At 68.5% G+C, this 17,385-nt stretch carries 13 protein-coding genes; 11 read left to right on the top strand and 2 right to left on the bottom strand.

All coding sequences use genetic code 11. The annotated features are described in order from the left end of the window. Positions 1-114: 114 nt before the first annotated feature. Positions 115-912 (top strand): IclR family transcriptional regulator, encoded by a 798-nt coding sequence (locus QN350_RS10580; protein ID WP_322137684.1) that lies wholly within the window; start codon positions 115-117, stop codon positions 910-912. Between the two features lie 98 nt (positions 913-1,010). Here the strand turns inward: QN350_RS10580 and QN350_RS10575 are convergent, their stop codons facing one another. Continuing rightward, on the bottom strand, positions 1,011-5,864 hold the full coding sequence (locus QN350_RS10575) for an NAD-glutamate dehydrogenase (RefSeq protein ID WP_322137685.1): 4,854 nt from the start codon (positions 5,862-5,864) through the stop codon (positions 1,011-1,013). A gap of 264 nt (positions 5,865-6,128) precedes the next feature. Between QN350_RS10575 and QN350_RS10570 the strand changes: the two genes are divergently transcribed. The 7 genes from QN350_RS10570 (at position 6,129) to QN350_RS10540 (ending at position 12,010) form a co-directional block, all read left to right on the top strand. Then, positions 6,129-7,013, top strand: a complete 885-nt coding sequence (locus QN350_RS10570; RefSeq protein ID WP_322137686.1) for a neutral zinc metallopeptidase — start codon at positions 6,129-6,131, stop codon at positions 7,011-7,013. 300 nt (positions 7,014-7,313) lie between these two features. Next, positions 7,314-7,739 carry a DUF6176 family protein gene (locus QN350_RS10565; protein WP_322137687.1) on the top strand — a complete coding sequence of 142 codons (426 nt, stop codon included), beginning with the start codon at positions 7,314-7,316 and terminating at the stop codon, positions 7,737-7,739. A gap of 49 nt (positions 7,740-7,788) precedes the next feature. Beyond that, positions 7,789-8,766, top strand: a complete 978-nt coding sequence (locus QN350_RS10560; RefSeq protein ID WP_322137688.1) for an NAD(P)H-quinone oxidoreductase — start codon at positions 7,789-7,791, stop codon at positions 8,764-8,766. A gap of 95 nt (positions 8,767-8,861) precedes the next feature. Beyond that, positions 8,862-9,605 (top strand): hypothetical protein, encoded by a 744-nt coding sequence (locus QN350_RS10555; RefSeq protein WP_322137689.1) that lies wholly within the window; start codon positions 8,862-8,864, stop codon positions 9,603-9,605. 103 nt (positions 9,606-9,708) lie between these two features. Then, positions 9,709-10,716, top strand: a complete 1,008-nt coding sequence (locus QN350_RS10550; protein WP_281535560.1) for a thiamine pyrophosphate-dependent dehydrogenase E1 component subunit alpha — start codon at positions 9,709-9,711, stop codon at positions 10,714-10,716. Next, entirely contained in the window at positions 10,713-11,783 is a 1,071-nt protein-coding gene (locus QN350_RS10545; protein ID WP_322137690.1) for an alpha-ketoacid dehydrogenase subunit beta, read from the top strand. The genes QN350_RS10550 and QN350_RS10545 overlap by 4 nt, the downstream gene beginning before the upstream one ends. Then, complete coding sequence (locus tag QN350_RS10540) at positions 11,780-12,010, top strand: lipoyl domain-containing protein (RefSeq protein WP_281535561.1); 231 nt, start codon at positions 11,780-11,782, stop codon at positions 12,008-12,010. Before QN350_RS10545 ends, QN350_RS10540 begins: the two co-directional genes overlap by 4 nt. Before the next feature lie 137 nt (positions 12,011-12,147). On the opposite strand, the gene QN350_RS10535 is transcribed toward QN350_RS10540, so the two are convergent. Beyond that, on the bottom strand, positions 12,148-13,968 hold the full coding sequence (locus tag QN350_RS10535; protein ID WP_322137691.1) for an NAD(P)/FAD-dependent oxidoreductase: 1,821 nt from the start codon (positions 13,966-13,968) through the stop codon (positions 12,148-12,150). Positions 13,969-14,137: 169 nt separating this feature from the next. Here QN350_RS10535 and QN350_RS10530 point away from each other — a divergent pair, with 169 nt between their 5' ends. The 3 genes from QN350_RS10530 to QN350_RS10520 form a co-directional block, all read left to right on the top strand. After that, positions 14,138-15,478 carry a GAF domain-containing protein gene (locus QN350_RS10530; RefSeq protein WP_322137692.1) on the top strand — a complete coding sequence of 447 codons (1,341 nt, stop codon included), beginning with the start codon at positions 14,138-14,140 and terminating at the stop codon, positions 15,476-15,478. Between the two features lie 273 nt (positions 15,479-15,751). After that, complete coding sequence (locus tag QN350_RS10525) at positions 15,752-16,477, top strand: nucleoside/nucleotide kinase family protein (RefSeq protein WP_322137693.1); 726 nt, start codon at positions 15,752-15,754, stop codon at positions 16,475-16,477. Positions 16,478-16,557: 80 nt separating this feature from the next. Next, positions 16,558-17,385 (top strand): HNH endonuclease family protein (locus QN350_RS10520; RefSeq protein ID WP_323507847.1); only part of this gene is annotated, 828 nt, incomplete at its 3' end.

Here is a 17,385-nt window from a genome sequence, read left to right as displayed (position 1 = left end):
GTTGACAGCTGAGTAACAACTGCTTTCACGGTAGAATTGCCGTATTGAGTTCCATCGGGCAGAACCGCCCTCTCATGGTGCACAATGCACAATCTTTGGCCGCAGGAGGACAAAATGTCAGCGACTTTGATCGACGAATCTCACACTTCGGGCGAGGCCGGCGAGCCCGCGAAGGACAGCGCAGCGCGCAAACTGCTGCGCGTGCTCGAAGCCGTGTCGAACCCCGGCGAAACGCACCGCCTGAGTGACCTGGTTAAGGAGACCGGGCTGTCGAAGACGAGCGTGTTCCGCCTCCTGTCCGAACTCGTGGACGACGGCTACGTCAGCCGCACGTCGGAAGGCGCGTACACCCCCGGACGCGCACTTCGGCTGCTCGGCCTGCGCCTGACTGCCAGCACGGAGGATTCGGACCGCGTGCGCACCCGACTGCAGCGCCTCCAGCAGGACGTGCACAGCACCATCCACTTCGCCCTGCGCACCGGCGACTGGGCCACCTATGTCGAGAAGATCGAGGACACCGCGCAGCCGATCCGGATGGCGTCCCGCGTCGGCGCCCAGATCCCCTTGCACTCGACCGCGATCGGCAAGTCCGTCCTGGCCTACCTCCCCGAGAGCGAAGTGCGACGCTACGCGGTGAGCACCGGGCTCCCGCGGCGCACCGACAACACCATCACCGACGTCAACAGCCTGCTCGCCGACGGTGAGCTTGTACGCAATCGCGGCTACTCGATCGACGACGAGGAGAACGAGGAGCACATCCGCTGCATGGCGACGCCCGTTTTCGACACCCGGCACAATCTGCTGGGCGGAATCGGCATCACCACAATCGCACCCTTGGTGACGCAGGCGAAACTCGAGTCGTACGCCCCCCTGCTCCTCACCGCGGCGCGCGACATCATGTCGCTCGTCTAGCTCGTCCTCGTCCGGGACCGCTCACGCGCGCGCCGGCTTCGGCAGGCCGCTACCGAAAGGGCGGGCGCGGCCTGCCGAAACCTGCGCGGGCGCGCGGCCTACCGCCGCACGATCGAGCGGAGCAGTCGCATCGCCACCGAGAGCGACGCCATGTCGTCCTGGCCGAGGGCGTTGACCTCGTCGAACACGCTGCGTGAGCGGGCAAGCTTTTCGGCGTTGAGTTCCTCCCAGGCGAGGAGACGGTGTTCCGCTTTTCCCGCATCCGTCGCCTCGAGCACGGCCGTGGTGATGTCGGCGACCGTCGAGTAGAGGTCGTCGCGCAGGGCCGCGCGGGCAAGGGCCTGCCAGCGGTCCGTGCGCGGCAGCGCGGTGATGCGCTCGAGCAGGTTGTCCACGCCGAACCGGTCGTAGACCGTGTAGTAGACGGAGGCGACGTCCCCGAGCTGTTCGCCGGACTGCGCCGCGATCTTCACAACGTCGAGCAGGGCGAAGGCCTCGAAGAGCTGGGTCCAGCGGTGGCCGAGGCCGGAGGGCAGGCCCCACTCCTCCGCCTTGGTGAGCAGCGACCCGAGCCGGGTCTGGTCGGCGCCGCGCACGTAATCGCCGAGGTGCGCACGGACGAGCGCGATCTGCGGCTTGTACTGCGCCACGACCTCGGCGACCGATTGCGAACCGCCGTGGTTGACCTGCCAGCGCACGGCCCGGTCGAGCAGCCGGCGGATGTCGAGGTGGATCGCCGTCCAGTGCGCCGTCGGGAACGACTTGGGCAGGGCGCTCAGCTCCGCGACCATGGCCTCGAGCTCGAAGATCTCCCGGAGCGCGACGAACGCCCGGGCGATCGCCGCCGGGGTCGCGCTGGTCTCCTCCATCGCACGGAAGGCGAAGGTCACTCCCCCGAGGTTGATCATGTCGTTCGCGACGACGGTCGCGATGATCTCCCGGCGCAACGGATGAGTGTCGAGCTCGGCGTCGAAGCGTTCGGCAAGCTGGCGGGGGAAGTACCGGCGCAGGGTGCCGCGGAACCAGGGGTCCTCCGCGAGGTCGCTGTCGCGCAGTGCGGTCGCGAGCTCGATCTTGGCGTAGGCGGCGAGCACCGAGAGCTCGGGCGAGGTCAGACCCTGACCCCGGTCGATCCGCTCGTGCAGTTCCACGGTGGTCGGCAGCGCCTCGAGCTCGCGGTTCAGGTCACCGGATGCCTCGAGCGAGTCCATCAGGCGTTCGTAGCTCGGGCTCCAGCTCGCGACCTTGACCCGGTCGTTCAGCAGCAGGATGTTCTGGTCGACGTTGTCCTCCAGGACCAGCCGGCCGACCTCATCCGTCATCGCGGCGAGGAACTCGGGGCGTTCCGCGGCGCTGAGCTTGCCGGCCGCGACCATCCGGTCGACGAAGATCTTGATGTTGACCTCGTGGTCGGAGCAGTCGACACCGGCGGAGTTGTCGATCGCGTCGGTGTTGAGCAGCACGCCGGCCAGGGCGGCCTCGATGCGGCCGCGCTGGGTGAGGCCGAGGTTGCCGCCCTCGCCGACGACCTTGACGCGGAGGTCGCGGCCGTCGACGCGGATGGCGTCGTTGGCCTTGTCGCCGACCTGCGCCGCGGTCTCGGTGCTCGCCTTGACGTAAGTGCCGATGCCGCCGTTGTAGAGGAGGTCGGCGGGGGCCGTGAGGATCGCGCGGAGCAGCTCGGGCGGGCTCAGGTGCGTCACGTTCTCGGGCAGTCCGAGTACGGCGCGCACCTCTGCCGAGATCGGGACCACCTTGGCCTGCCGCGGGAAGACCCCGCCGCCGGCGCTGATCAGGCTCGAATCGTAGTCCGCCCAGGAGGACCGGGGCAGTTCGAAGAGCCGGCGCCGTTCGGCGAAGGACACGGCCGGGTCGGGGTTCGGGTCGAGGAACACGTGCCGGTGGTCGAAGGCCGCGACCAGCTTGATGTGCTCGGAGAGCAGCATCCCGTTGCCGAAGACGTCGCCGGACATGTCGCCGATCCCGACGACGGTGAATTCCTCGTTCTGGGTGTCGAGGTCGAGTTCACCGAAGTGGCGCTTGACCGACTCCCACGCCCCGCGGGCCGTGATGCCCATGGCCTTGTGGTCGTACCCGATCGACCCGCCGGAGGCGAAGGCGTCGCCGAGCCAGAAGCCGTAGTCGGCGGAGAGGCCGTTGGCGATGTCGGAGAACGTCGCCGTGCCCTTGTCGGCGGCGACGACGAGGTAGGAGTCGTTGTCGTCATGGCGCACGACATTCGCCGGGGGAACGACCTGCTCGCCGGCATCCGTCAGCACGAGGTTGTCGGTCAGGTCGAGCATGCCCCGAATGAAGGTCTTATAGGCGTCGATGCCTTCGGCGAGCCACGCGGCCCGGTTGACCGTGGGGTCCGGCAGCTTCTTCGCGAAGAACCCGCCCTTGGCGCCGGTCGGCACGATCACGGCGTTCTTGACGGTCTGCGCCTTGACGAGCCCGAGCACCTCGGTGCGGAAGTCTTCGCGCCGGTCCGACCAGCGCAGCCCGCCGCGGGCGACCGTGCCGAAGCGCAGGTGCACGCCCTCGACGCGAGGCGAGTACACCCAGATCTCGAACATCGGCTTCGGGAACGGCAGCGCCTCGATGCGGCTCGGATCGAGCTTGATGCTCAGGTAGGGCTTGTTCTGGAAGTAGTTCGTGCGCAGCGTCGCCTCGATGAGGTTCAGGAGCACCCGGAGCACCCGGTCCGCGTCGAGGGTGGCGACCTGTTCGATGGCGGCGGCGAGCTGCGCGCGCACCTCCTCGGTGCGACGGATGCGTTCGGTCTCGTCCCGCGCGGGGTCGAACCGGGCCTCGAAGAGGTCGACGAGCCCGCCCGAGACGGCGGGGTTGGCGAGGAGCGTGTCTCCGACGAAGTCGTAGGAGTTGGTGTTGCCCATCTGGCGCAGGTACTTGGCGTAACTGCGGAGGATGACGAGGCGGCGCCAGGGCATGCCCTCGCGCAGGACCAGGCGGTCGAGGCCGTCTGACTCGATGGCACCGCTGACCGCTGCGCCGAAGGAGTCGGCGAGCAGGTCTCCGGTGCCGACCGGGTCGACGCCTGACGGGTAGCGCAGGCCGAGGTCGTAGAGGAAGAATTCGCGCCCGTCGGAGGTCCTGATCTCGAAGGGCACCTCGTCGAGCACCTCGATGCCGAGGTTCTGGAAGTACGGCAGGATCTGGCTGAGGCTCTGCGACTCCATCATGTAGAGCTTCACCCGGGCGTCTTCGGCGGGCCGGTCGGCGGCGTTCGGCGAGAGGTAGACGTGCACGCTCGGGCGGGGCGACCCCGTCACGGATGCCGCGGCATCCCGCGCGGTCGCGGTCTTCAGCCCCGCGGCGTAGGCCTCGAACCTGCTGATGTCGACGAGGGCGTCCTCGACCTCGTAGTCGACCTGGTAGCTCGGCGGGAACGCCTCCGCCCAGAGGTGCGCGAGCCTGGGCTCGTGCAGCTGCTCGGTGATCCCCTCGGCCCAGGAACGCACGGCCATGGCCAGGCGGGGTTCGAGGGCCGCGGCGAGCGCGGCGACGTCGTCATTCGTTCCGACCGTGGCAGTCTTCGGCAGGCGGATCCGGTAGAACAGGCGAGCGAGGGTGGACTCCGTCATCCGGGCCTCGAAGTCGAGGGACTCCGCGTCGAAGGTCTCGGTCAGTTCCTTCTCGATCCGGAGCCGCACCGCCGTCGTGTACCGGTCGCGCGGGAAGTAGACGAGGGCGGACATGAAGCGGCCGAACGAGTCAGGGCGAAGAAAGAGCCGGGTGCGCCGGCGTTCCTGCAGTCTCTGGATGGCTACGGCCGTGGCGACGAGGGTGGGCACGTCGATCTGGAAGAGCTCGTCGCGCGGGTAGGTCTCGAGGATGCCGAGCAGGTCCTTGTCGCTGTGCGACCCGGGCGGGAAGCCGACCTCGTTCATGACGGCGTCGATCTTCTCGCGCAGGATCGGGACGTCACGCACGGAGCTCGTGTACGCGCTCACGGCGAAGAGGCCGATGAAACGCTGTTCCCCGTTGACGTTGCCGTCGGCGTCGAAGCTCTTGATACCGATGTAGTCGAAATAGGCGGGGCGGTGCACGCTTGACCGGGAGTTGGCCTTGGTGATCACGAGGGCGCGCCGCTCGCGGGCCATCGTGCGCCCGGCATCCGTCAGGTGCTGGATCTCGTGACCGTCTTTCACCGCGCGCAACAGGCCGAGACCGCTGTCGGGCCGGATGGTGAGAACGTCCTCGCCGTCGATGGACTCGAGGTCGTATTCGCGGTAGCCGAGGAAGGTGAAGTTGTCCTGGTCGAGCCAGTGCAGCAGGTCCCTGGCCTGCTCCACGTCCGGGATGCCCTCGGCGTGCGGCAACCTCCCGAGTGCGTCGGCGATCTGAACGGACTTCGAGCGCATCGCCGGCCAGTCGTCCACGGCGGCCCGCACGTCGTGGAGCACTCGCGCGATCCCCTCGATCAGGCGCTCGCGGGCCTCGACGCTCGCGCGGTCGATCTCGATCGCGATCCACGACTCGAGATGCGGCGAGTCGTCCTCGGTGCCGAGCAGGTGGGAGATGTCGGGCATCGCGGACGTGTCGCCGCTTGAGACGCCCGCGTTGACGGGCATCCGGGTGGCTCCGACGAGCTCGTGGGTCTCCCGGTTGCGGGTGACGACGAGCAGGGGGTGCACAACGAGGTGGATGGCCGCGTGCTGGCGCACCAGTTCGGCGTTGACCGAGTCGACGAGGAACGGCATGTCGTCGGTGACGATATAGAGGATGCTGCGATCGGCTTCGGTGAGGATCTCGACGTTCGCGGTCTTCGCCGGCCTCGTGAGGGCGACCTGCCAGTGGCTCTCCGCCCGGGCGCGCAGCGTGGCCGGATCGTACTCCCGGGCATCATCACCGAGGTGCTCGTAGTAGTCGGCGGCGAAGGCCTCGGTCGAGGACCCGGTAGACATTTCGGACGACGATTTTGACGACATTGACAAAAGGCACCCATTCACTTCTGATCCCGCTCGCTGTTGAACGAGGACCGCTTGGACCCCCATCGTAGTTTCGTTCCCCGATGTCCGCACATCGACCCCGCGCCCCGTGAGCGATGACCTGCGGGCTGACCTATCGGGCGGCTATGAGTCTGCCTATACTCGCGACAGTTGACATTCGGGCTCCACGCCGCGAATCGGATGATGTCCCTCCGGTCGCCTCTGAAAACACAACACACGCACTCCACAAGGGAGTCCACCACCATGAAACTCGCGTCTGCTCTGCGCGCCATCGCCCTGATGTCGGTCGTCGTCTGTGCCGGAGGAGGCGCGGTGACCGCGGTCGCCGCGGATCCCGGCGGCGGGCTCTCCCCGGCATCCGCCGGCCAGAGTACGGCTCCGAGCCCGATACCGGGCGGCGCGGCGCGGGTCGCCGTCGGCACGTCACCCTCCGGCATCACGCCGACGACGACCTCGGGGACGCCGGGGATCGGGGGTGTGCCGACCGCCAATATCGTGGGGTCGACCGGCACGATGAAGGACTTCCTCGTGTCGGTGCTCGGCGACGTGGACGCCTATTGGACCGGCGTGTGGAAGGACGACGGCCGCCCGGCGCCCTTCGTGACCTACGCTTTCCCCGCGGCGGGCGAGGTCGTTCCGTCACTGTGTGCGCCGGGCTTCTCCGATGACATGAGCGCGTACTACTGCCTGTACGATGACAAGATCACCGTCTCGCAGAGTCTCGCCCAGAAGATCTGGGACGGCACCCTGTACGCGAACACCGATGGCACCAAGACCCATAAGACGGGCGACTTCTCGGTGGCCTACGTCGTCGCGCACGAGTACGCGCACGAGCTGCAGAACGAGATCGGCATCTTCAGCACCGCCGGCTCGATCTACCCGGTCTACAAGATCGAGCTGCACGCCGACTGCTGGGCGGGGGTCTGGGCGAAGTCGGCGGAAGACGAGGGGATCCTCGACCCGGGTGACATCACGGAGGCCAGCCAGACGACTCTCGACCTCGGCGACTACGCGTTCGACAACCCGCAGCACCACGGCACCCCCGAGCAGCGCAACCAGGCCTTCCTGGAGGGGTACGACGGCGGCGACGAAGGATCGTGCGACGGCTGGCTCTCTGACACGTACTGACCTCACCTTTTAGTGGGGGTAGACCGGAGTCGTTGATAGGGGGACGCTGCAAGGCTGGACGTATGTCCGATTCTCAGCAAACAGTGAGTTCACCCCCAGAATTCGGTGGAAGTAATCTCCCGCCCGCACCTCCCGTACCCCCGGTGGGTCCGGTAGGACCGGGCGGTCCCGCGCCGCTGTCCGCCATCCACGAGTTGCGGCGCGCGACGATCAGACTACGCTCTCCCGTGGAATGATCCATTCGCGGCTTCGGCCCGCTCGGCTCCTGCCGCATGTCATTACTTCAAAGGAGAAGATGTCATGGAATACATCACGTGGTTTGCCCCGATCCTGCCCGGCAAGACCGAGGCCTGGCAGGCCTTCGCCGCGGAGATGAGCGGCGCGCGCCGCGAGGAGCACGAGCGGTCCCGCCGTCGGATGGGCCTGCACCGCGAGGTCGCCTCGCTCATGTCGACCCCGCAGGGCGACTTCGTCGCGCTCTATCACGAGGCCGACGACCTCGCCCGGATGTTCCGCGACTTCGCCACCTCCCAGGACCCCCACGACGTGTGGTTCCGGGACAAGATGATCGAGTTCCACGGGCTCACGCCCGAGATGCTGCAGGGTCCTCCGCCCGCGCACCTGGTGCTCGACTACAACGAGGAGACCTGGGCCCGGCAGGGCGCCGGACGTGGCGAAGGCCACGGCGAGGGGCGTAGCGGGGCCCGCACCTCCGACACCGAGTAGGACCGGGGCGCACCGGCAACGTGTCAGCGGCCGCTCGTAGGATGAGGGCATGCGCGCAATTCTGGTACCCGTACCCGGAGGGCCCGACGCCCTCACCCTTTCGACCGTGGCCGACCTGGAGGTCGGGCCCAGGGACATCCGCATTCGGGTCGCCGCCGCCGGCGTCAACCGGGCGGATGTCTCCCAACGGCAGGGCTACTACCCCTCACCCGCCGGGGCCCCGGCCTGGCCGGGCCTCGAGGTGTCGGGAATCGTGACCGAGGTCGGCAGCGCGGCCACGCTCTTCGCCGTCGGCGACCGGGTCTGTGCGCTGCTCGCGGGCGGCGGCTACGCGGCTGAGGCCGTCGTGCACGAGGAGCTCGCCCTGCCCGTGCCCGAAGCGATCGATCTCGTCGACGCGGCCGCACTGCCCGAGGCGCTCGCGACGGTCTGGTCGAACGTGTTCCTGGCGGCCGGGCTGCAGAGCGGCGAGACGCTGCTCGTCCACGGCGGAGCAAGCGGAATCGGCACGACCGCAATCCAGCTGGCCCGGCTCGCCGGCGCGCGCGTCGCCGTCACGGCCGGCTCCCCCGAGAAGCTCGCGGTGTGCCGCGAACTCGGCGCCGACATCCTGATCGACTATCGCAGCCAGGACTTCACCGCCGAGATCGACCGCGCCACCGAGGGGCACGGCGCCGACGTGATCCTCGACATCATGGGAGGCTCCTACGCGGCGCGCAATATCGCGGCGCTCGCCCTCGACGGGCGCATCATGGTCATCGCCAACCAGAGCGGCCAGGACGCCGTCTTCAACCCGATGTACCTCATGCAGAAGCGCGGCCGCTACTGGGGCACGACCCTGCGCGCCCGGCCGTTCGCCGAGAAAGCCGCGATCATCGCGGCCCTCCGCACGGATGCCTGGCCCTGGCTCGAATCCGGAGCCTTCCGTCCCGTGATCGACAGCCGGTACCCGTTCAGCGACGCGGCGTCCGCGCATCGCCGGATGGAGGCATCCGCCCACGTCGGCAAGATCGTGCTCGTGCCCTGAGCCCTGAGCCCGGAAGTTTCGTCTGGCGTGTCGGCGGCGCGGCTCGTAAAATCGGCATCTAGAACGGAGCCGGTGCCGGGCGACGGAGGCGCAGCATGGAACTTCACATCAGGGATGGCCTCACGGCAGCCCAGGGGGTCGCCCTGCAGGTCGAAGCCCATTCCATTCAGAATCTCTTGCGCGACGGGCACAGGTCCATCCAGGACATCCGGCACATCGCGGCGAGCGCCGATTCGGTCTTCGTGCTGGCGTCGATCGGCGTCGAGCGGGCGATGAAGCTCCTGCTGGGCCTCGGCAGCTTACGGGACGAAGGTCGCTGGCCACCACCGTCGCGGATCCTTGGCTGGGGCGAGACGCTCGTGGAGCTCGACGCGAGCCTCGAGGACGCCCTGGCCGTGAGCGCCCTCGTTGCGCGACACCGCGACTACTCCGCGCTGCTTCTGGACGACCATCGGAGTGACCGGCTCTGGCACCCGCTCGTCGATGTCCTCGACTGCTACGGTCCCGCTCATCAGTTCTCCGTGGTCGACCGGCTCGCCGAGGTCGACGACTATTGGGAGGCACCCCTGGATTCCTGGAATCGCTTCGAATTCGCCATCCTCAGCCACCGCCCCACGCTCGCCGAGATCCTCACCTCCCCGCTCGAGGGCCTGACCGGCCGGAGGGAGATCAGCAACGAGGCCGCGCGTGCCCTGCTGCGCTGGTGGAACCTGATCCACCAGTTCTGCGCGGAGGGCTGTTTCGGCGAGCGCGGCACCACCCTCAGTGCGCAGCTCGCTCCGCCGGGCCCGGAGTCCGAGCTGACCGGGACGCCGGTCGCGTCCCCCTTCGCCAGCTGAAATCAAGGCCCTATCGGGGGTGGCCGGCGCGGTCGTACCGTGGGCCTCATCAGCGTGCACCGCGGCATCCGCCTCGCCCGCGCGCGAGTCGTGAGGAGAAGCAATGCCGTCCTATCCCGAACTGACCGACGATCTGCGTCGCGAGATGCTCAACACCATGGTTCTGATTCGCGTCTACGAGGAGGCGATCCTCCGGGAGTACCACGCCGACAAGGGGCCCGGCTTCGACATCGGCAAGGGCCTCGTTCCGGGCGAGATGCACCTGTCGGCAGGGCAGGAGCCGGTCGCCGCCGGACTCGGCCCGCACCTCACCAGGGAGGATGCCCTCACTGCGACGCACCGGCCGCACCATGTGGCGATCGCCAAGGGCGTGCGCCTGCGCGAGATGACGGCCGAGATTTTCGGCCGCGAGACCGGCCTCGGCCACGGGCGCGGCGGGCACATGCACCTCTTCGACCCGGTGACGCACTTTTCGTGCTCCGGCATCATCGCCGAGGGGTTGCCGCCCGCGCTCGGCCAGGCCTTCGCGTTCCAGCGGCGCGGCACCGACAGGGTGGCCGTCGCGGTCACCGGAGAGGGCGCGGCGAACCAGGGCGCCTTCCACGAGTCCCTCAATCTCGCGGCGCTCTGGAAACTGCCCGTGGTGTTCGTGGTCGAAGACAACGAGTGGGGGATCTCGGTGCCCCGGGCGCAGTCGACCTCGGTGAGCTCGAACGCCGTGCGCGGCGCCGCATACGGGATACCGGGGATCCGGGTCGAGGAGAACTCGGTCGAGGGAGTGTACGAGGCGGCCGGGGAGGCGATCGCGCGGGCCAGGGCCGGCGATGGGCCCTCCCTGATCGAGGTGCACACCCTGCGGCTCTGGGGACACTTCGAGGGTGACGCCCAGGGCTACCGCACCGACCTCGAGGGGGTGCCCGGCCGGGACCCCCTGCCCACATACCGGCATGCCCTCACCGCGGCGGGGATCATCACGGAGGCGGACTACTCGGCGATGCAGGCATCCGCCACCGCGCTCGTCGAAGACGCGATCGACTTCGCCAAGGAGTCGCCGCTGCCGAACCCCGCCGAGGCGCTCGACTACGTTTTCGCCGAAGGAGCACGCTCATGACCGACACACTCGACACTGCAGTGCCGCCGCTTCCCGTTGAGCCGGAGCCGGGCATCCGCAAGCTCTCGACGGCCAAGGCCATGCAGGAGGCGATCGCCCAGCAGATGCGACTCGACGACTCGGTATTCGTGATGGGCGAGGATGTCGGCCCGTACGGCGGCATCTTCTCGTCGACGACCGGCCTGATCGACGAGTTCGGCCCGACCCGCATCATCGACACACCCATCTCGGAGACCGCGTTCATCGGCACCGGCATCGGAGCGGCGGTCGAGGGGATGCGGCCGATCGTCGAGCTGATGTTCGCCGACTTCTTCGGCGTCTGCATGGACCAGATCTACAACCACATGGCGAAGATCCACTTCGAATCCGGGGGGCACGTACGGGTGCCGATGGTCCTGATGATGGCGGCGGGCGGCGGCTACTCCGACGGGGCGCAGCACTCCCAGACGCTCTGGGGAACCTTCGCGCACCTGCCGGGGATGAAGGTCGTGGTGCCGTCGAACCCGTACGACGCGAAGGGACTCATGACGGCGGCCATCCGCTCGGACGACCCCGTGGTGTTCGTCTTCCACAAGGGCGTGATGGGGCTCGGCTGGATGAAGAAGAACCGGCGCTCGATCGGCGCGGTGCCCGAGGAGCCCTACGAGGTGCCGATCGGAGTGGCGCGCTGTGCCCGCGCGGGCTCGGACGTGACGATCGTGACCCTCGCGCTGTCGGTGCACCACGCCCTCGATGTGGCCGAGAAGCTCGCGGTCGAGGGCATCAGCGTGGAGGTCATCGACCTGCGCAGCCTGGTGCCGCTCGACCGGGACGCAATCGTCGAGTCGGTGCGCCGAACCGGCCGGCTGATCGTGGTCGATGAGGACTACCAGTCGTTCGGGCTATCCGGCGAGGTGATCGCCTCCGTCGCCGAGCGTGCGCCCGAGCTGCTTCGGCACGTCTCGCGGGTGTGCGTGCCCGACGTACCGCTGCCGTATGCGAGCCAGCTCGAGTACGCAGTGCTGCCCACCCCCGCGCGGATCGAGGCGGCCGTGCGGGCCGCGATGGCCGACAGGGATGACGCGTGAGCGATGTGCTCTTTCCGAAGATGTCGGATGCCGAGGGTGCGACGGGCGTGATCGTCACGTGGTTCGTCGACTCGGGCGACCCGGTGAGCCCGAGCACCCTCATCGCCGAGGTGGCCATGGACAAGGTGGACGCCGAGGTCTACCCCGAGACGACCGGCACGATCACCCTGCTCGCGCAGGAAGAAGACGAGGTCGCGCAAGGGAGTGTGATCGCCCGAATCGACTAGGCCGCCGGTATCCGGGTCAGGCGAGGACGCCGAACACCGCGACGACGGGCGCGAGCACGAGGTGGGCGTTGCCGCAATGGCAACGCCCACCGGAACCGGATTCGGACCGTCGGTGAACCCCGACGATCAATCAGGAGTCAGTGCGTGAAGTGGGACTCCTGCAGCTCGTACACCGGGGTGTCCAGCCCCTCCATCCGGGCCTTGATCTGCAGCGCCAGATAGTGGGAGTAGTGCCGGCTCTGGTGCAGGTTGCCGCCATGGATCCAGAGCTGCTCCACGTTGGTGGGCTTCCACATGTTGCGCAGTTCACCTTCCCACGGTCCCGGGTCCTTGGGCGTGTCGGATCCATAGCCCCAGCACCGGCCCACCGTATCGGCGACCTCGGGTGAAATCAGGTCGGCCAGCCATCCGTTCATCGACCCGTAGCCGGTGGCGTAGACAATCAGGTCGGCCTCCAGCGTGGTGCCGTCGGCGAGCACCACGGAGTCGCTCGTGATGCTCGCGATCTGTCCGGACTTGACCTTGACCCGGCCGTCGATGAGCAGCTGGGACGCACCCACGTCGATGTAGTATCCGGAGCCGCGTCGCAGGTACTTGAGGAACAGGCCGGAGCCGTCGGTGCCGAAGTCCAGGTCGAAGCCGACCGCAGTGAGCTTCGCGTAGAAGTCGGCGTCACGCCGAGCCATCTCCTCGTAGACGGGAATCTGCGCCGTCGGGAGAATGCGGTACGGCAGGGACGCGAAGAGCAGGTCGGCTTTCTCGGTGGTCACCCCGTTGGCCAGCGCCCGCTCCGAGTAGAGGTCGCCGAGCGCCAGGTCCATCAGGGCGTCGCTGCGGGCGATGTGCGTGGAGGAGCGCTGCACCATCGTCACCTCTGCCCCGGTCTCCCACAGGTCGGCGCAGATGTCGTGGGCGGAGTTGTTGGAGCCGATCACGACGGCCTTCTTGCCTGCCCAGTCACCACCGCCCGCGTGCTTGGACGAGTGGTGCTGCTGGCCGAGGAACGTCTCGGCCCCCTCGAAGACCGGGGTGTTCGGATACCCGGACACGCCCAGGGCGAAGATCAGCTGCTTGGGCCGCAGGGTGACCTTCTGCCCTTCGCGCACCACCTCGACGACCCACTCCTGGGCGGCTTCGTCGAAGGCGGCCTTGGTGCATTCCGTGCTCGACCAGTAGTTGAGTTCCATGATGCGGGTGTAGTGCTCCAGCCAGTCCCCGATCTTGTCCTTGGATGCGAAGACGGGCCAGTCCTCCGGGAACTTCAAGTAGGGCATGTGGTCGTACCAGACCGGGTCGTGCAGGTGCAGGGACTTGTAGCGGTTGCGCCACGAGTCACCGGGGCGCGCGTTCTTCTCGATCACGATCGTGGGAACGCCGAGCCGGCGCATCCGTGCGGCCAGGCCGATGCCGCCCTGGCCGCCGCCGACGATGACACAGTACGGCTGCTCGTCGTAGCCCAGAGAGGCCTCACTGGCGGTCTTCTTCTCCAGCCAGGACTGCCGCCCCTTCAGGATTTCGTGCGTCACGCCCTGCTCGCGGTTGGCGCCCTTCTTCTCCTCGAACCCCTTGAGCTCCTGCATGGTGGTGAGCAGGGTCCAGCAGGCGCCGTTCCGCAGCCGCAGGTGCGCGTAGCCGCGGGCCTGGCCGGTCTCGAAGTTCACCCAGGCCTCGCTGGCGGCGGCGTCACCGGTCGCGTCTTCGGCGCGTGCCCAGCCGAAGGGCCGTACGTGCTCGAGCTGGGCCTCCAGCATGCGCCGGATGTCGTCCTTGCCCTCGAAGGTCTTGAGGTTCCAGGTGAACGACACGAAGTCGCGCCAGTAGCTGTCCTCGTCGAAGAGGGACAGCGCGGCATCGATGTCCCGGGACTGCAGTGCGGCGTCCAGGGCGGCGAGCCAGCGGTCGACGACCTCGTTCGCTGACTCAGGATTCGGTGATGCGGATCGTGGTGATTCAGGCATAGTCACTCCTTTGTGTGCGCTGAGTGAGGTCAGCCCGAGTGTGGAGCACTAGTGTGTCCCCATACTGATCCGGGCGTGACCTCACGCTCCAGTAGAAACCCGCGGGGGTTACACAGGCGTTACACCCCACTGCGACTGTCAGTGGTCGAGTCAACCCAAGGAGCAGCGGATGCCTCAGAGCCAGCAGGGACCCGGCGGCTTCCATCCCCCGCCCGTGCCGCCCGACCTGCGCTTCTCCGCGCCCGGCGAATACGCGGCGCTCCTGCGGCGGGCCCACGACCTGGCCCTGTCCGGTGCAGCCCGGCCGAACGTCGACCCGGGCCTCTGGGCCTCCTGGCAGCGTGCCCTGGCGGTCGGGATCGATCCGGACGCGCACCTGCCACGACACCTGCACGAGGTGTCGGATGTCGTCTCACTGCGCCGCGCACATGCCCTGGCGGTGGTGATCCCCGCGCTCAGCGAGCTGCTCGCAGACGAGACCGCCTCCGGGCGGCACCTGCTGGTGTTGACCAATGCGCAGGGTGAGATCCTGTGGCGGGTCGGCAGCCCGGCCGTGCTGCGGCAGGCCGACGGGCTGGAGTTCGTCGAGGGCGCGGACTGGTCCGAGTCGGGGATCGGCACCAACGCGATCAGCGAGGTCGTTGTCAGCGGGCGGGCCGCGCAGCTCTTCTCGGCCGAACACCTCGTGCGCACGCACCACGACTGGGCGTGCACGGCGTCGCCCCTCCGCGACCCGCGCACCGGCGAGCTGCTGGGTGTGCTGAACGTGTCGGGGCCACTCGACACCGTCACGGTCGACAGCATGCGGATGGTCAAGACCGGAGTGCGGCTCGCGGAGGAAATGTTGAAGGCCCGCCCGGGCACCGCGCCGGGCAGCGGCTCCGACGCCGCAGCGGGCAGAACCGTCGACCGGCACCAGACCGGCATGGCACTCGAGCTCCTGGGCGACAACCCCGCGGTGGTCTTCGCCGGCGGCCGCCGGGTGCCACTGTCGCTCCGCCGGGCCGAGATCCTCGCCTTGCTCGACTCGCGCACCCGCGGCTGGAGCGCCGAGGAACTGGCCTACGAGGTGCACGGTGAGACCGGAGCCGCGTCAACGATCCGCATCGAGATGCACCGCATCCGGGCGGCCGTAGCGGGCCTGGTGGAGTCCAATCCCTATCGGCTGACGGATGCCGTGCACGGCACCTCGGACGTGAGCCGGGTGCTGCGCTTGTTACGCAACGGGCAGCTCGCGGAGGCGCTGGATGCCTACTCGGCCCCGCTGCTCAGCCGCTCCGGGGCCTTCGCTATCGAGTCGCTCCGGATTGAGCTCAGCGATGCGGTCGGGGCCGCGGCCCGGGCAAGCGGCAGCGCTGAGCTGATCAAGCGCTGGTGCGTCACCGACATGGGGTCCACCGATGAGGACGCCGTCCAGGCGCTGGGGCGGCTGCTCGGTCAGCAGGATGCCGGATACCTTGCTTTCCGAGCGCGATCGGAGCGCCTGGACCGCGAGTTCGGGCTCCCCTGACAACGATGATCGAGGCACCTCCCGCGCGAACGTCACGGTGATCCACGATCTCGGCCCGCGCGTCCCGCGGGCACATCGCGTCTGGCGCGTTGCCGTAGTCTGCTCCTACAATCGTTGCCGGGAGGGGTGCTCACTGTGGCCGGTGAATTCCGACCTGAGCGCATGCACCCCGGTACGACGGTTGAAGCAGAAGAGGTGAGGCATGGCAGGGGAGGTCAGGGACCGCCGGACTATCCATCGGGAGCACGCACCGCACGTCGCGGCGCAGTGGCGATGACGTCCGACGCCTCCCGCGAGCCGGGTTCCTCCCGTTTCTCCCGTCCCTCCGCTGAGTCGCTCGACCCAAAGATCCCGCCCGTGATCGAGGCCACGGTCGATGAACTCGCGGCGCGCGTGCGCCGGATGCTCGCCGGGTCCGCCAAAGTGGCGCCGCGCATCATGCTGGGGCTCTGCGGCGCGCCCGGCTCGGGCAAGTCCACGCTCGCGGCCGCGCTCGTCGAGCGGCTCGGGGCGGAGACCGCCGTGATCGTGCCGATGGACGGCTTCCACCTCGCGACCGACCTGATCCGCGGCACGCCGCTCGCCGAACGCCGCGGCGCGATCGACACCTTCGATCCCGGCTCGTACCTGTCGCTCCTCCGCCGGCTCCGCGCCCGCGACGAGGACGTCGTCTACGCCCCCTCGTTCCGCCGCGGCCTCGAGGAGCCGATCGCGGCGTCCATCGCCGTACCCCGCAGCGTGCCGGTGGTCATCACCGAGGGAAACTACCTGCTCACCGATGCCCCGGTCTGGCTCGAGTTGCGCGGCGAACTCGACGCGGTCTGGTACGTCGACACGCCCGACGCCGTGCGGCTCCCCCGTCTCATCGGCAGGCATGTGCAGTTCGGGCGAGACGAAGCGGATGCCGCGGCGTTCGCCGGCGGAAGCGACCAGGCCAATGCAGACCTCATCAACCGCACTCGCGAGCGGGCGGACCTGATCCTGCGCCTCCTCGACTGACCGGTATTCAAGACGCCCCGGAGTGGGTGTGGGGGCGAGCCTCCGGTTACGCCTAGGCTCAGGTGACCCGGAAGGCCGCCATGACGCCCGCACCACAGAAGCCCGCCACCCTCGAAGCGAAGATCAAGCGGTTCGTCGGTTCACTCAGCATCCGCTCTCGGGTGATCGGCGCAGTCGCCGGAGTGCTGCTGGTCACTCTCGTCGCAGGCGGGGTCGCCGCGGCCACGCGCCCGGACGGCGGGCTGCTCGCCGACACGTCCGCGGCGAGCGCACCGGCGAGCGCGACACCAAGCAGCTCGAGTTCGATCGCGAAGGCAACGGCCACGGCCACACCGGTGGCGGCGTTCACCGAGGAATCGCCCGCCGACCCCACGAGCGTCACCGCAGCCTCCGATGCCGCGACGGTCGCGATCACCGACACCTCGGCGACCAACACCCTCGCCGTCACCCTGCTCGCGACTCTCGCCGTCAAGGGCAAGGCGCCCAAGACCGGCTACGACCGGGTCGGCGACTTCGGCACCGCCTGGCTCGACGTCGATCGCAACGGCTGCGACACCCGCAATGACGTTCTCGGCCGCGACCTCACGAGCGTCGTCAAGTCGGGAACGTGCAAGGTGATGTCCGGCACTATCGTCTCCCCGTACACGAACGCGACGATTTCCTTCGTGCGCGGAGCGGCGACATCCGCCCTCGTGCAGATCGACCACGTGGTGCCGCTCGCGAACGCCTGGCAGACCGGCGCGCAGCAGCTCAGCCAGGCGCAGCGCGTCTCGCTCGCGAACGATCCCCTCAACCTGCTCGCGGTCGACGGACGTTCCAACGAGCAGAAGAGCGACGGCGACACCGCGACCTGGCTGCCCGCGAACAAGGCATACCGGTGCCACTACGTTGCGCGGCAGATCTCGGTC

The organism is Cryobacterium sp. 10I5 (genome assembly GCF_035019865.1).
Lineage (GTDB): Bacteria > Actinomycetota > Actinomycetes > Actinomycetales > Microbacteriaceae > Cryobacterium > Cryobacterium breve_A.
Note: the sequence above shows the minus strand (reverse complement) of the source record. Positions and strands in the feature narration are given on the sequence as shown.

What these genes read in the sequence shown, in the direction of transcription:
- QN350_RS10570 (WP_322137686.1), top strand. Translation starts at nt 6,129, where the DNA reads ATGAAACTCGCGTCTGCTCTGCGCGCCATCGCCCTGATGTCGGTCGTC.
- QN350_RS10545 (WP_322137690.1), top strand. Translation starts at nt 10,713, where the DNA reads ATGACCGACACACTCGACACTGCAGTGCCGCCGCTTCCCGTTGAGCCG.
- QN350_RS10535 (WP_322137691.1), bottom strand. Translation starts at nt 13,968, where the DNA reads ATGCCTGAATCACCACGATCCGCATCACCGAATCCTGAGTCAGCGAAC.
- QN350_RS10560 (WP_322137688.1), top strand. Translation starts at nt 7,789, where the DNA reads ATGCGCGCAATTCTGGTACCCGTACCCGGAGGGCCCGACGCCCTCACC.
- QN350_RS10555 (WP_322137689.1), top strand. Translation starts at nt 8,862, where the DNA reads ATGGAACTTCACATCAGGGATGGCCTCACGGCAGCCCAGGGGGTCGCC.
- QN350_RS10530 (WP_322137692.1), top strand. Translation starts at nt 14,138, where the DNA reads ATGCCTCAGAGCCAGCAGGGACCCGGCGGCTTCCATCCCCCGCCCGTG.
- QN350_RS10565 (WP_322137687.1), top strand. Translation starts at nt 7,314, where the DNA reads ATGGAATACATCACGTGGTTTGCCCCGATCCTGCCCGGCAAGACCGAG.
- QN350_RS10525 (WP_322137693.1), top strand. Translation starts at nt 15,752, where the DNA reads ATGACGTCCGACGCCTCCCGCGAGCCGGGTTCCTCCCGTTTCTCCCGT.
- QN350_RS10550 (WP_281535560.1), top strand. Translation starts at nt 9,709, where the DNA reads ATGCCGTCCTATCCCGAACTGACCGACGATCTGCGTCGCGAGATGCTC.
- QN350_RS10575 (WP_322137685.1), bottom strand. Translation starts at nt 5,864, where the DNA reads ATGTCGTCAAAATCGTCGTCCGAAATGTCTACCGGGTCCTCGACCGAG.
- QN350_RS10580 (WP_322137684.1), top strand. Translation starts at nt 115, where the DNA reads ATGTCAGCGACTTTGATCGACGAATCTCACACTTCGGGCGAGGCCGGC.